Consider the following 16,392-nt stretch of genomic DNA (forward strand, 5'->3'; position numbering starts at 1 on the left):
TTCGTCAGCTAGACGGTTCTGGCTTGCTGACCAGACTCTCCAGCGACGGTAATGCACCGTTATAGTGTTCCAACGTAATCGACACTGCAACCATTCCGCCTTTATCCGCCGTAAAGTTCCCTGCCGTGCTCACTTCAATCGTCGGTGAACCCTGATTATCGGTGATGCGAATATAGCGGCTGATATCGGTGCCTTCCTCCAGTTCGCCCACCAGATCGCTTAAATCAATCCGGTCACCCTCTTTGGCGTTAAAGTCTTTGATCACATCGTTGCCGATATCGCCAGCCTGCCACTTGAAGGTATCCGCGCCAGCTCCGCCGATGAGCGTATCGCCCCCCGCGCCGCCAATCAGGATGTCGTCTCCGCTACCGCCGTAGAGCAGGTCATTCCCTGCCCCACCATAGAGGGTGTCATTTCCTCCCTGGCCGAAGAGAATATCATCTCCGTCGCCGCCATTGAGTATGTCATTCCCTCCCTTCGACGACGACAGATCAAACTCAGCGCTATGTGCCTCAATATAGTTATGCATGTCTTTCGTCGTCGGGACGCCCGTTTGCATGCCTAACTGCTTGCCGATGTAGTTCTGCAAGGCTGCGATGCCAGTACCATCGGTATTAGGGAACGAGACAACATCGCCGAACAGCACATCATCGTTATACGTGCCGGACATCGTGTCATTGCCCGCTGCACCGACACTCAGTCCATACTGTTCAGCGCCTTCTGCCGAATAGCCGATTGCCGTATCGTGGTTGCCCATTTCTGTCGAGGTCGCCTGCGCCACGACATTCAATTTACCCGCATCGGCTGGCACCTCAAGCGTAATCTTCCCGGCCAGCGTCTGGGCATTGTGAGCATTTTGAATCAGGTATGAACCATCAGCACCGACGGTATACTTCACGTTATTAATTTGGTCGGTCAGCACCGTTCCCGTCGGGATCCCCGTCAACCGAATCCCAGACAGCGTTTCGCTACCGTCACGGTCGGTCAATGCCGCTGAAACATCGAGCGTATAGGTCTGTTTTCCCGCCTGACCGGGTACTTTCTCCACCGTCGCGCTATTGGTGCCGGGGGTATACGTCGTGCCATCACTGTAGATCACGCCTTCGATATTGTTGCTAACCTGCCGCGTAAACGAACCCGACTTGCCGCTGCTATCGGTATAGTTGACCTTCAGCCCATCCAGCGTGTTGACTGACGTATTCGCGTTGTTGTTCGTGCTGTAGGTTGCGTTATAGGTGTAGCCCGTTTCCTTAATAACGAAAATGTAGTCAGAATGCGCATTGCTGCCGTTATTGGTCCGGTTACCGTTGAATGAATCCAGATCGCGGTGATCTTTACGATCGGCCGCCCAATCACTCTGCCGATAAAAATAGCCGCTGTTAGAGTGCACAACGAAGAGATCGCTGTAACTACCGTCCCCGCTGGTGTTGCCCTGACTGTAATACGCCACCTTCCCGTTGCCGACCACCGCAGGCACCGGATCCCCCTCGGTCAACCAGACGCGGACACCGTTACCCACCGCGACGATTTTTCCGTTCTGCACGTCAAAACCACCATTCGCGCTTCCCCCATTCACCTTAATGACTTCCGCAGAAGCCGGCGTCGTGGTGCCACTGGTGGTGCTCAGGCTCACGACTGGCGCATCGGCTACTGGCGTAATTCCAATGTGCAGCGCAGCTTTATCGCCCGTGTTCCCTGCGCTATCGACAGGCCGATAAGCAATGTCACCCAGCGCTGCGCCTGAGACATTACTCGCGGGCGTAAAGCGCAGATCGGTGTTGCCAGCGGTAAAGGTTTGTCCAGCGGTGACCGCTTTCCAACTTCCGCTATCGTTAAAATAGAGCGTGCCAGCGGCAGCAGGCGGCAAAGACGAAATCACGATGCTTGTGGTATCGCTCGATACACCCAGATCGCTCCAGCCAATGTGCCACGGTGTATCTTCTGTACCCGACACTGTGTTGTTGTGTGCAGCTGGCGGCGTAATATCCATGATGGCCTGGCTGTTATCATGCGCCTGATTGCCTGCCGCATCGGTCGCCGTCGCCCCAGCGGTAATCTTGCCTTCCGCTAACATGCTCAGATCGACATTCGTCTGCCATTTTCCGTTCGTCACGGGCACGTCATGCAGCGTAACCGACTTACCATTCACATCGGTAAAGACCAGATCGACCTTCTTCTCATTGCTGGTGCCGCTGACTACGGTATTTTTCGACTCGCTTTGGCTGACATACCCATCGTTACCAGCAAAATTCGTAATATCAATTTCTGGGGCAATCGTATCCACACTGTAGGCATGATGAGTATTCGCCGTGGTGGCGTTCCCCGCGTTATCACGCGTGGTCACGGTGGCACTCACATCACTATTCGCGGCCAGCACCGATCCCGGAACATTCACGCTCCAGGTTTTACCGTCGGTATTCACCGTCGTCTGGTACGTTTCCGTGCCGACTTTGATGGTAATCGCGTCACCGGCTTTGACTTCATTGCCAACCTGACCCGTGACCGCAATCGTCTGGCCGGACTCGGTAGCATTAATCACATTATCGGACGTGACATTATCGACAGAGATCGACGCCGTTGGTGCAACGATGTCTACACCGTAAGTGTGGCTGGTGTTCGCGGTGGTAACATTGCCTGCCGTATCACGGGTGGTGACACTGGCGGAGACATCGCCGTTGGTCGCTAATACAGATCCCGGAACATTCACGCTCCAGGTTTTGCCATCGGTATTCACCGTCGTCTGGTACGTTTCCGTGCCGACTTTGATGGTAATCGCGTCACCGGCTTTGACTTCATTGCCAACCTGACCCGTGACCGCAATCGTCTGGCCGGACTCGGTAGCATTAATCACATTATCTGACGTGACATTATCGACAGAGATCGACGCCGTTGGTGCAACGATGTCTACACCGTAAGTGTGGCTGGTGTTCGCGGTGGTAACATTGCCTGCCGTATCACGGGTGGTGACACTGGCGGAGACATCGCCGTTGGTCGCTAATACAGATCCCGGAACATTCACGCTCCAGGTTTTGCCATCGGTATTCACCGTCGTCTGGTACGTCTCAGTACCGACTTTCACCGTCACCGCATCGCCCGCTTTCACTTCATTGCCAACCTGACCCGTGACCGCAATCGTCTGGCCGGACTCGGTAGCATTAATCACATTATCTGACGTGACATTATCGACAGAGATCGACGCCGTTGGTGCAACGATGTCTACACCGTAAGTGTGGCTGGTGTTCGCGGTGGTGACGTTACCTGCGGTATCACGCGTGGTCACCGTTGCCGAGATATCGCCATTGGCTGCCAGCACAGAACCCGGTACGTTGACACTCCAGGTCTTGCCATCGGTATTCACCGTCGTCTGGTACGTTTCAGTACCGACTTTCACCGTGATCGCGTCACCGGCTTTCACGTCATTATCGACTTTACCCGTCACCGCAATCGTCTGGCCGGATTCGCTGGCGTTAATCACGTTATCGCTGGTGACAGCATCGATAGAGATCGACGCCGTTGGTGCAACGATGTCTACACCGTAAGCGTGACTGGTATTGGCAGTGGTGACGTTACCTGCGGTATCACGCGTGGTCACCGTTGCCGAGATATCGCCATTGGCTGCCAGCACAGAACCCGGTACGTTGACGCTCCAGGTCTTGCCGTCGGTATTCACCGTCGTCTGGTACGTCTCGGTACCGACTTTAACGGTGATCGCGTCACCGGCTTTCACGTCATTATCGACTTTACCCGTCACCGCAATCGTCTGGCCGGACTCAGCCGCGTTAATCACGTTATCGCTGGTGACATTGTCGACAGAGATCGAAGCGACAGGTGCTACGGTATCCACGCCGTAAGCGTGACTGGTATTGGCGGTGGTGACGTTGCCTGCCGTATCGCGTGTCGTCACAGTGGCACTCACATCGCCGTTCGCAGCCAGCACAGAACCCGGTACGTTGACACTCCAGGTCTTGCCATCGGTATTCACCGTCGTCTGGTACGTCTCGGTACCGACTTTAACGGTGATCGCGTCACCGGCTTTCACGTCATTATCGACTTTACCCGTCACCGCAATCGTCTGGCCGGACTCAGCCGCGTTAATCACGTTATCGCTGGTGACATTGTCGACAGAGATCGAAGCGACAGGTGCTACGGTATCCACGCCGTAAGCGTGACTGGTATTGGCGGTGGTGACGTTGCCTGCCGTATCGCGTGTCGTCACGGTGGCACTCACATCACTATTCGCGGCCAGCACCGATCCCGGAACATTCACGCTCCAGGTTTTACCGTCGGTATTCACCGTCGTCTGGTACGTTTCCGTGCCGACTTTGATGGTAATCGCGTCACCGGCTTTGACTTCATTGCCAACCTGACCCGTGACCGCAATCGTCTGGCCGGACTCGGTAGCATTAATCACATTATCGGACGTGACATTATCGACAGAGATCGACGCCGTTGGTGCAACGATGTCTACACCGTAAGTGTGGCTGGTGTTCGCGGTGGTGACGTTACCTGCGGTATCACGCGTGGTCACCGTTGCCGAGATATCGCCATTGGCTGCCAGCACAGAACCCGGTACGTTGACACTCCAGGTCTTGCCATCGGTATTCACCGTCGTCTGGTACGTCTCGGTACCGACTTTAACGGTGATCGCGTCACCGGCTTTCACGTCATTATCGACTTTACCCGTCACCGCAATCGTCTGGCCGGATTCGCTGGCGTTAATCACGTTATCGCTGGTGACAGCATCGATAGAGATCGACGCCGTTGGTGCAACGATGTCTACACCGTAAGCGCGACTGGTATTGGCAGTGGTGACATTGCCTGCCGTATCACGGGTGGTGACACTGGCGGAGACATCGCCATTGGCTGCCAGCACAGAACCCGGTACGTTGACACTCCAGGTCTTGCCATCGGTATTCACCGTCGTCTGGTACGTCTCGGTACCGACTTTAACGGTGATCGCGTCACCGGCTTTCACGTCATTATCGACTTTACCCGTCACCGCAATCGTCTGGCCGGATTCGCTGGCGTTAATCACGTTATCTGACGTGACATTATCGACAGAGATCGACGCCGTTGGTGCAACGATGTCTACACCGTAAGTGTGGCTGGTGTTCGCGGTGGTGACGTTACCTGCGGTATCACGCGTGGTCACCGTTGCCGAGATATCGCCATTGGCTGCCAGCACAGAACCCGGTACGTTGACACTCCAGGTCTTGCCATCGGTATTCACCGTCGTCTGGTACGTTTCAGTACCGACTTTAACGGTGATCGCGTCACCGGCTTTCACGTCATTATCGACTTTACCCGTCACCGCAATCGTCTGGCCGGATTCGCTGGCGTTAATCACGTTATCGCTGGTGACAGCATCGATAGAGATCGACGCCGTTGGTGCAACGATGTCTACACCGTAAGTGTGGCTGGTGTTCGCCGTGGTAACATTGCCTGCCGTATCACGGGTGGTGACACTGGCGGAGACATCGCCGTTGGTCGCTAATACAGATCCCGGAACATTCACGCTCCAGGTTTTGCCATCGGTATTCACCGTCGTCTGGTACGTCTCAGTACCGACTTTCACCGTCACCGCATCGCCCGCTTTCACTTCATTGCCGACTTTACCGATCACTGCAATCGTCTGACCCGATTCAGTCGCATTAATCACGTTATCGCTGGTGACATTATCGATAGAGATCGACGCCGTTGGTGCAACGATGTCTACACCGTAAGTGTGGCTGGTGTTCGCCGTGGTAACATTGCCTGCCGTATCACGGGTGGTGACACTGGCGGAGACATCGCCGTTGGTCGCTAATACAGATCCCGGAACATTCACGCTCCAGGTTTTGCCATCGGTATTCACCGTCGTCTGGTACGTCTCGGTACCGACTTTAACGGTGATCGCGTCACCGGCTTTCACGTCATTATCGACTTTACCCGTCACCGCAATCGTCTGGCCGGATTCGCTGGCGTTAATCACGTTATCGCTGGTGACAGCATCGATAGAGATCGACGCCGTTGGTGCAACGATGTCTACACCGTAAGCGTGACTGGTATTGGCAGTGGTGACGTTACCTGCGGTATCACGCGTGGTGACACTGGCGGAGACATCGCCGTTGGTCGCTAATACAGATCCCGGAACATTCACGCTCCAGGTCTTGCCGTCGGTATTCACCGTCGTCTGGTACGTTTCGGTACCGACTTTCACCGTGATCGCGTCACCGGCTTTCACGTCATTATCGACTTTACCCGTCACCGCAATCGTCTGGCCGGATTCGGTAGCATTAATCACATTATCTGACGTGACATTGTCAATTGAAATTGAGGCAACAGGAGGCAAGGTATCGACCATTACCGTATCACTTCCCCCCGAGCCAGGAATACCCGCCGTATCGGTGTAGCTGCCATCAGGGATGCTGACACGAACCTCGCCCTCAAAATTGGCAGTTGACGTCAGTGTCGCCGTCCAACGCGTGGGATCGTTAGGATCCTGCACTAAATTGGTTACAGAACCATTTGTTACGGTGATATCACTGAGATCAAAACCAACAGGCGGTTTTGTGAAAACGAAACTGATTGTGCCATCACTATTAATAACAATGGTGACAGAAGGCGGTGTGGTATCGGTGATATCCGTTGTTGCAACAAGTAACGAGGATGAATCTGCTCCATCCAAAACGGATGAGGCTCTGTCAGTAAACGATATGCCAGCAGTCTCGTAACCAATCGGGGCAGTCACGACATCAGCCGTTAAATTCAGTACTACCGTTGGATTAAAATGCCCACCGCCGCCGTCTCCTGCATCTCCAGCGTCAGCGTTACCTGCGGCAGTGGCCTCTAACACTTGGGTTGGGTCAGCACCTTGGGCGATGGCATCCTGTATAGCCGCGATATCACTAGCAACATCCGCACTTTGCTGAGAAGACGCGCTGCTTACATCGCTCCAACGGCTATCGCGCCCCAGATCCAGCGTTTTGCCATCCGGTAAGGTAATTGAAACTGCGCCGTTAGCACCAGTCACCACTTCTTCACCGCTGTAAACCCGATCACCAGCAACCAGAAGCCTCTGACTGCCATCAAGCGCGACGATAAAAACTTGCCCAATAACGAATTTAATGACGCCAATCACACCGTTCAAAATTCTTTCTCCTTGATATCTTTAATTATTTTTATAATGCGGCGATATTGTGGTTATAGATTTTCACTATCGTCCTGATAAGGTTGATTTGCTGTGTGTCGTCCTGACATTTTACTTAAAAAAACGTTACGATAGTGCTGTTGGTATGCGTCAAACACTTGACTCAATGAACGATATAATAAAAAATTCAGAATATTCTTTCCAGAACTTTACTCACTTAGAGTAACCCTTATTTCTTTCGTATTGGGCACCTTAGGAAAAAGAAATTAACATATTGATATAAAAGGAATAAAAAAAATAAATTCGTTAAGCGTTTATATAACACTCAAACACTTTAAATAGGAATAATCACAAATAAAGTTTTTGTGAAGGAAAACTGCTGATGATGCGTAGATACTGTTTTACTTTATTACCTTTTATTACTGCTTTTTCCACAGCGACGTATGCCGATACGATCCAGGAAGCAATAAAAAACACGCTCTATACCCATCCTGAAGTGAGCGCATCCATTAATAGCCGTTTTTCTGCCGAACGTGATTTACGAGCAGCAAAAGGCGGATATCTTCCTTCTATCACCCTGAGTGCAGGCGTTGGGCGCGAAGAAACCGACAGCCCCTCAACGCGAGCCAGCATTAATAAACGCGTTGAACTCAACCGCAAAGAATCGAGTATCAACCTAAGCCAAACGGTGTTTGATGGCTTCGCCACCTCCAGCGAGGTCGGCAGACAGCGAGCTACGGTCAATTCACGCGCTTATAAAGTGTTAAATACTAGTGAGGCAACGGCATTAAATGCCGCTCAGGTCTACCTCGATGTACTACAGCGTCAGGAATTTGTGCGTCTGGCAGAAGCGAATCTCGCAAGCCATGAGCGTATTTACGATCAAATAAGACTGCGCAGTGAACAGGGCGTTGGGCGACTAGCAGACTTGGATCAGGCTGAAGCACGTCTTGCACAAGCCCGTAACAATACGCTGACAGAAAAAACCAATCTGGACGATGCAAAAATCAACTACATGAGCGTGGTGGGTAAAATACCGGAGAATTTGGTGATGCCCAATGCTTCGACAATAAAGCTCCCGGCCTCGTTGGAAGAGGCACAGCGCACCATGCTGGCTAATAGCCCAGCATTGAAATCCGCAGAATCGGATATTGAAGCCACTCAGCAACAGTATGAGACTTCAAAATCAACATTTTACCCTCGCCTCAATGTTGAACTTTCTCGCACGATGGATAACAACGTTGACGGAACCCGTGGCCAAAACAACGAGTGGCAAGCGATGCTGCGGATGCGCTACAACCTGTATGAGGGTGGTAGCAGCAAGGCCAATATGGAATCCAAAGCTTATCAGGTAAAAGAAGCACAGGATGTCCGAAATAATGCCTTGCGCCTGCTGAATGAAGAGCTGAAATTAGCCTGGTCAGCGTTAAACAATTCGCGTCAACAACTTCCTATTGCTGCCGAATATGCCGACCGCAGTATGAGAGTACGTACCGCCTACCAGAAGCAATTTAGCCTGGGAGAAAGGACGTTGCTGGACCTACTGGACAGTGAAAACGAGCTGTTCACCGCACAGCGCCGTCTCGCCGAGGTTCGCTTCATCTCCCTGTATACCGAATACCGGATCGCATCACGTATGGGGGAGTTGCTAAACTATTTAGCAATCCCTGCACCAGATGCCAGCACCAGCTTGACAAACGTGACTGCTCAGGCAGAGCTGCCGAGTCTTAATTAATATATTTCATTAGTCAGGCGGCGATAAATTATGCTTTATATGCGAGAGAATTGCGTTGCGTAAGGGAACGTTTAGTTAAATGAAGTTGCATTCAGTACAAGACATTAATGGTTCTGATACATTGGTTCCCACCGAACCCGCTATCAATGAATCGATTGTCCATGAAAATAGCGACCCTCGCAGCCGCCATGACGACCCATTATTGGATAGCTTGCTAACCCTATGTGCATTGCAGGGGAAATCAGTCAGCCGAACGACACTCACCGCCGGGCTACCCTTAGGTAATCAGCGGTTATCTGTCGCATTACTCCCAAGAGCCGCAGCACGCGCAGGGTTGCAAGGGCGTGTTCTCAAGCGTTCTCTGAATAAAATTTCTGAGATGTCTCTCCCCGCGATGCTGTTATTACGGGAAGGACGGGCGGCGATTTTGTTAGGCTGGAACGCTGACGGCAGTGCGCGCCTGATGCCCAGTGAAACTGAAGGCGGAGAAATCTCCGTCGAGCACAGTACGCTGCAACAGAATTACCTAGGCCTGGTGATGTTCGCCCAGCCTCGTCATCAGTTCGATTTGCAAAATCCGTCGCTGATCCCCCGAACCAAATCCTGGTTCAAAGATACACTTAAGCTTTCACGTTCGCTCTATCTCGATGCCATCCTCGCCACTCTGCTGGTGAACATTATCGCGCTTGCGACACCGCTGTTCGTGATGAACGTCTATGACCGGGTTGTGCCAAATCAGGCAACGGCGACATTGTGGGTACTGGCTATCGGCGTTACTGGCGCTTTTGTTTTCGATTTGGTACTCAAAACGCTGCGTGGCATTTGCCTCGACATGGCGGGCAAAAAAACCGATCTGATTATTTCTGCCACGCTATTTGAACGCATTACCGGCATGTCGATGAAGGCTCGGCCACAGCGAGTCGGTAGCTTTGCGCAGAATATTCATGAATTTCAGTCGCTCAGAGATTTCCTTTCTTCACTGACGCTGACAACGCTGATCGATTTTCCCTTTACGCTGCTGCTGCTGCTGGTCATCGGCATCATTGGCGGCCCGCTAGTCTGGGTTTCCATCCTGGCCTACCCTATTGCCCTGCTGGCAAGTTGGGCGATGCAAAAACCGCTGTCTGCCACGATTGAAAAAACGATGCATCTTGCCAGCGAGCGGCAAGCTACGCTGATCGAAACGTTGAGCTGTCTGGACGCGATCAAGGTCAATAATGCGGAAAGTGAACGACAGCACCAATGGGAACAGACGATTGGTAGCCTGAGCAAACTGGAAATGCGAGCCAAGGCGCTGTCTTCATTGGCAGTGAACCTAACGCAGTGGTTCCAGCAATTTGCTGGCGTTGCCATGATTGTCGTCGGCGTCTATATGCTGATTAACGGCAAACTCAGCATGGGTGGACTGATTGCCTGTTACATGCTGAACGGCAGAGCACTCATGCCATTGGGCCAATTGTCTGGCTTGGTCAGCCGTTACCAGCAGGCGCGTTTAACGATGCAAACCACCGAACAAATGATGCAATTGCCGCAAGAGCGTAGCGATAACGAACGCCCGCTGAAGCGCGAGAGTATCCGAGGCGGTATCGAGTTTCGCGATGTGACATTCAATTACCCAGAACAGAAAACCAGTTCGCTGCAAGGTATCAGCCTGACTATCGCCCCCGGTGAGAAAGTGGGCATCATTGGCCGCAGTGGCTCGGGCAAAAGCTCCCTGCAAAAACTGATCGTGAATCTCTATCAGCCTAATACAGGCAATATTCTGATCGATGGCGTCGATGCTCGCCAGTTAGACGTCAGCGATTTACGCCACAATATCGGTTATGTTCCTCAAGATATTCAGCTATTTAGTGGATCGCTGCGCAATAACCTCATTAGCGGTGCACGTTATGTCGAAGACGAAGCCATGCTGCGAGCCGCAGAAATATCAGGGGTGAATGAGTTTGCTCGTCTACACCCGGATGGCTACAACCTTCAGGTTGGCGAACGCGGTCAACAGCTTTCCGGGGGGCAGCGTCAGGCAGTCGCGATAGCCAGGGCGCTATTGCTCGATCCGCCGATTCTGGTGCTAGATGAGCCCACCAGTTCGATGGATAACACTAGCGAAGACCGACTAAAGCAAGCTCTGGCTCCCGTGATTGCAGAGAAAACGCTCTTGCTGGTCACCCATCGGGTTTCCATGCTGGCGCTCGTCGATCGTTTAGTGATTGTCGACAGAGGTAAAATTATTGCTGATGGGCCGAAAGCAATCGTGATGGATGCGTTGAAGAAGGGGCAAATCAATGCGTCTCGGTAAATTTATCATACGAATCAAAAGGTATTTTGTCGGCGGAGATGAAGAGAGCCTGCAAACAATGCCAGAAGTGAGCCGGGCCATGGCAGAGGATTCGCCACGTTCTATTCGCTTTACGCTATGGGCTATCGGTGCTTTTTTCCTGTTCTTCATACTGTGGGCTGGGCTTGCGAATATCGATGAAGTCACCCGGGGCGACGGTAAAGCAATCCCTTCTTCTCGATTGCAAAAAATCCAAAATCTGGAAGGCGGTATTGTCACGGAAGTGTTCATTCGTGAGGGTCAGGTCGTCAATGCTGGCGATCCTTTACTACGCCTTGATGATACCCGCTTTGCCTCAAACGTCGGTGAAACCGAAGCCGATCGGCTTGCGCTGCTGTCGCGAATTGAACGCCTAAACGCCGAAATCAGCGGTCAAGAGCTCGTGCTTTCCGAAGAAATCACGACGCAAGCACCTAAAATCGCGGCAGGAGAAAAAGAGCTTTATAACAGCCGTCGCCAGCAACTGCATAATGAGATATCTGGTCTGGAAGAGCAGTTTATCCAGCGCCAGCAGGAACTGCGGGATTTCTCAGCCAAGGAGATTCAGTTCCGCAACAGTCTTGGCCTGCTCCAGCAAGAAATTAAAATGTCAGAACCGCTGATCGCCGAAGGGGCCATTTCTAAAGTAGAAGTTTTACGCCTACGCCGTGCTGAAGTTGAAACCCGTGGTCAGCTTGATTCCATCAAACTCTCTATTCCCCGAGCAGAGTCTGCGATTAAAGAGAGCGAGAATAAAATAGAGGAAACGCGCAGCCGCTATAAAAGCGAGGCATTATCTCAGCTAAGTGAAGCACAAACCAACCTGAACAAAATTGCAGCCACAGGTAAAGCGCTCGAAGATCGGGTAAACCGAACGCTGGTCGTCTCCCCTGTTCGCGGTATCGTGCAGCAAGTTCTGGTAAATACCATCGGGGGAGTGATTCAACCGGGTAGCGATCTGGTAGAAATTGTTCCACTGGATGACAAGCTGTTGGTCGAAGCTAAAATTCGCCCTCAGGATATTGCGTTTTTACACCCAGGTCAGGATGCTATCATAAAATTGACGGCCTACGACTACACCATCTATGGTGGCCTAAAAGGTCAGTTGGAACAAATCAGCCCGGACACCGTCACTGATAAAGAAGGGAACAGCTTTTATATTATTCGCTTACGGACTGATAAGAATTATTTAGGTTCAGCCGATAAACCACTTCTTATCATTCCAGGCATGGTGGCCTCTGTTGATATAATCACGGGCAAGAAAACTATCCTCAGCTATTTGCTAAAACCGATTATCCGGGCAAAAGCAGAAGCACTACGAGAAAGATAATAAAAAAGGCGCTCGACAGAGCGCCTTTTTTATTTCATTTATCAATGATCGTTCATGCTGTGATAAATCTGAGTCTGGCTACGCCCCATAGCTTTAGCTTGGTACATGGCGGAATCGGCATTAATTGCCAGCGTCAGAGAATCGGAGCCATGTTCTGGATACAGCGCGATACCGATACTGCACGATATATCAAGTTTCTTCCCATTGATCTCAAATGGTTTGTTCAGTGCATTGTGGATTTTATCTGCAACATAGAGTGTATTATCAATTTCCTTAATACCCTGAAGCAAAATAATAAATTCATCACCGCTACGGCGATATACCGTATCCGAATCCCGAACCGCACCACGCATACGCGCAGCCGCTTCTTTTAATAGCAAATCGCCAACAGCATGTCCGAACGAATCGTTTATCTGTTTAAATTTATCGAGATCCAAGAACATCAGCGCGATCTTTCTACCCGTTTGTTTCGATAACAGAATCGCCTGCTCCATCTGCTCAGCAAACGTCAGGCCATTAGCCAGTGACGTTAATGAGTCATAGTGCGCCAGCTGCCGATAGTGTTCCTCGCTGCGCCGCAGCATATCAATGGCATGATACCGCTCTATGGCGATCGCAATCAGCTGCGCCGACTTCTCGATAGAGAAAATTTCCTCTTCGGTTGGCACATACACTTTGCGATGATAAACGCTTAACACCCCCAATATTTCTTTGTTCTGACCAATGATAGGTTCAGACCAGCAAGAACGCAGCCCAGCATATAATGCGAGTCCTTTATATAAAGACCAATGTGGATGCACGGAAATATCGTCAGCAATCACGCGTTTTCCGGTATAGGCCGCCGTACCGAAAGAAGCTACACCATCGGCAATTTTCACGTTGTGAATGGCATTTTTATAAAAACCAGGCAGGCTCGGCGCCGATCCAAGCGTCAAACATTTCTTTTCTTTATCAACTAGCAATACAGAACAAACGATACGACCAGGGTTTTTTTCCTCAACGCTGAAAATGATCGCATCCAGGATATCCTTCAGAGGCGCACCGCTTGATAACAGCTCCAACGCTCGATTGTATGAATTATCATGATGTTCCTGCGATTTCCGCTCGGTAATATCTAATTTAATTCCGACATATTGGGTCGTATTACTCGCCTTATTATATATTTTAACGATGTTGGCTTTTTCCCAATACAATTGCCCATCCTTACGCCGGTTAACGAACTCACCGCTCCAAACATTACCTTTATTTATGGTAGCCCATAGATCTTCATAAACGCTGGCATTGGTCATGCCGGAGTTTAATATATTCGTTTTTTTACCGATAACTTCATCCGGCATATAGCCAGACATAGTAATAAACTGGCGGTTGACGTAAATGATTTCACAATTTTCATCTGCGATCATAATTGAGGCAGGACTATATTCCATTGCAAAGAAAGTCATGTTGAGGAAGTCTTGTTTTTTCTGCTCAGTTTTAAACTTTTGTTTAATTTTTCTATTTTTCACAGAGGAAAACAATAACAATAGCAACAATAGGGTTATTATAATTTCATACACAATAACACTCTCCTCAGGCCCGAGTGGTCCTGATCGTACAAATCACAACGCTGATGACGAAAAATCCCGGTCACAAACCCCTACCCCGTAAATTTTCAGGATGGGGGGATTTCCGGAGAGCAGAAAGGATGAAAGAAAAAACGCTCCATGTAACAGGAATGTTTAGAAACATAGCAACGTAAGCATAAAGCCCTCGCATATGACTGTGCGCAGATAAAAACAACAAATTCAAAAGAGTATCTTAATTTAATAGTAGTAATTGTTCGGGTTATAAGCTTCTCTAATGGAATAAGAGAATATTCCTAAGAGTACATAGCGATATATTTTGAACATCAAATTTTTGTAAGCAAATCAATTATACCAATAAGTATCATTGTTTTAATCAACAAAATCTATCACAAAGTGATTTTTGATCGTTAACAGCAAACATTATATTTTTTTATCATTAAAAATCAAACAATTAAAATAAAAAATAAAATCATTAACGCAAGCATCTGATTACATATGTCATAATTTGATGCAAAATCCGCAGTCATCCTTCTGCTGTTTCATTGAAATTAAACACTGATATAACAAATAAAATAAGAATTAAATAACAAAAATAAAACAAAATTTAGCATTATACCTTGAATTTTGAAAGGTGAAGACTAGCAACTGAGAGTTGATATTTTGTACAAGTATGAAGCATTAGAAAATGTAATGAATTAATATAGAGGAAAAACCAGGAAGGGCATACAGCTGTACTCTACTGTGCAAAGTGATAGCCTAAACAACAAATTACCACCTAGAACCTAGAGTTCAATCTTCAACATCCCAAAATTCTCAAACGGCTGAGGGCGTGAGAGGTAATATCCTTGGGCAGCATAAGCACGCGATGCCTGAACAATTGCCCACTCCTCCTGTGTTTCTATTCCCTCAATGACCACATAATTGCAGAAACGCGATAACAAAGCGATCAGCGCAGGGAAAACGGTTTTCCCTTCATCACTTTGTTGCAGGAGAATGAAAAGCTCACGAGCCACTTTGATGCAGTCATACTGAGCTAGCATAAGTGATGAAAAATTCGCCATACCACAGCCGAAATCATCCAGCCACAGTGTTTGCGCTTCTGGGAGTTTGGTTAAGATTTCTTTTGGCAACCCTCCCTGATTTTCAACCATTTCAAAACGAATCCAGGGCATTGCCGCGATCAGTCGCTTAGCTTCGAGATTATTTTGCAACGCCAGTAGCGTCATACCATCAATGTTGACGGAAGCAAAAAGATCGTCGCGAGTAAATCGAAAACTCCACTTAGATAAAAGTTGTAGTTGTTCTACAATAATTAACAGGCGGGTTTCAACATCGATATTCGCGAAATATTTTTCAGGAGAGATGAACTTTTGCGGTAGGGTAGGAGAAAAAACGGAAGTCAGTAACTCAATAGCCATTAGTTTACCTGATGTTCGGTAAATGGGCTGAAAAGTATACCGCCGTTGGCATTGGTGCCAGTAATCAGCGCCTAATGGCTCCGCGCCTCCCTGTTGGAAAAATCCTGCCCCAACCTGATTAAGATGACCTTCCTGCTGCACTATGAGTTCCGCCATTAAACTGACACTATTAGTTATAAAATTATATCATACGGACATGCACCGCCATCGGCTCTCCAGATGCAAACATCATCAGCAATACCGATTAAATCAATGTCCATTGATATTACAAAAATAAGTGGTTCAATATCACAACTAAATTTATTTAAATTGTAAATCAATAAATTAAAAACCAAGAAACACAGTCGCACTGGCTGATTCATGCAGTTTAAAGCATATGTATAAAACCAATTTAACGAACAGATGGTAATTTTACCCTGTAACCTCACTATTTATGCAGCCAATGGGTTGCACGCTGAAGGCCTCCGAAAACAGTTAAAACCCCGCAGTAAACCGCCTCGGAAGAAAGGAACGTCGAAGACTAAGGGGAGACTGTCCGCCAGTATATTTTGTATCAATGGCAGTTGCGCGTGTCTAAACGAGCATCAACGGGTATAATCTGCGCCCTGTTTGTAAGGTAGAAGAAGATCATGGCGTTACTCATCACCCATAAATGCATCAACTGTGACATGTGTGAACCCGAGTGTCCTAATCAGGCCATCTCCATGGGCATGGACATTTATGAAATTGATACCACTCTCTGTACTGAGTGCGTTGGCCACTACGACACGCCTACGTGTCAGAAAGTCTGTCCGATCGACAATACGATCGTCAAAGATCCAAACCATGTTGAAGGCAATGAGCAGTTGTGGGAAAAGTACGTGCTTATGCACCATGCCGACAGGATTTAAACATCCGTTTA

At 49.3% G+C, this 16,392-nt stretch carries 7 protein-coding genes; 4 read left to right on the forward strand and 3 right to left on the reverse strand.

Annotated elements, in window-relative coordinates; genetic code table 11:
* Nucleotides 1-4: 4 nt before the first annotated feature.
* Entirely contained in the window at nucleotides 5-7,129 is a 7,125-nt protein-coding gene (locus tag JFY74_15625) for a retention module-containing protein (protein ID QQG27508.1), read from the reverse strand.
* A gap of 382 nt (nucleotides 7,130-7,511) precedes the next feature.
* On the opposite strand from JFY74_15625, the gene JFY74_15630 reads away from it, so the two are divergent.
* From JFY74_15630 to JFY74_15640, 3 genes are all read left to right on the forward strand, one after another.
* Entirely contained in the window at nucleotides 7,512-8,864 is a 1,353-nt protein-coding gene (locus JFY74_15630; protein ID QQG27509.1) for a TolC family outer membrane protein, read from the forward strand.
* Between the two features lie 79 nt (nucleotides 8,865-8,943).
* The gene (locus JFY74_15635; GenBank protein QQG27510.1) at nucleotides 8,944-11,160 is read left to right on the forward strand and encodes a type I secretion system permease/ATPase; all 2,217 of its coding nucleotides are present in this window, start codon (nucleotides 8,944-8,946) and stop codon (nucleotides 11,158-11,160) included.
* Complete coding sequence (locus JFY74_15640; GenBank protein ID QQG27511.1) at nucleotides 11,147-12,508, forward strand: HlyD family type I secretion periplasmic adaptor subunit; 1,362 nt, start codon at nucleotides 11,147-11,149, stop codon at nucleotides 12,506-12,508. Before JFY74_15635 ends, JFY74_15640 begins: the two co-directional genes overlap by 14 nt.
* A gap of 41 nt (nucleotides 12,509-12,549) precedes the next feature.
* On the opposite strand, the gene JFY74_15645 is transcribed toward JFY74_15640, so the two are convergent.
* Together JFY74_15645 and pdeH are read right to left on the reverse strand one after the other, a co-directional pair.
* On the reverse strand, nucleotides 12,550-14,064 hold the full coding sequence (locus JFY74_15645) for a diguanylate cyclase (GenBank protein QQG27512.1): 1,515 nt from the start codon (nucleotides 14,062-14,064) through the stop codon (nucleotides 12,550-12,552).
* A gap of 791 nt (nucleotides 14,065-14,855) precedes the next feature.
* Complete coding sequence (pdeH, locus tag JFY74_15650; GenBank protein QQG27513.1) at nucleotides 14,856-15,647, reverse strand: cyclic-guanylate-specific phosphodiesterase; 792 nt, start codon at nucleotides 15,645-15,647, stop codon at nucleotides 14,856-14,858.
* 473 nt (nucleotides 15,648-16,120) lie between these two features.
* Between pdeH and JFY74_15655 the strand changes: the two genes are divergently transcribed.
* Nucleotides 16,121-16,381 carry a YfhL family 4Fe-4S dicluster ferredoxin gene (locus JFY74_15655; GenBank protein QQG27514.1) on the forward strand — a complete coding sequence of 87 codons (261 nt, stop codon included), beginning with the start codon at nucleotides 16,121-16,123 and terminating at the stop codon, nucleotides 16,379-16,381.
* The last annotated feature ends 11 nt before the right edge of the window (nucleotides 16,382-16,392 follow it).

It is taken from the genome of Pectobacterium carotovorum (assembly GCA_016415585.1).
In the GTDB taxonomy this organism is placed as follows: Bacteria; Pseudomonadota; Gammaproteobacteria; order Enterobacterales; family Enterobacteriaceae; genus Pectobacterium; species Pectobacterium carotovorum_K.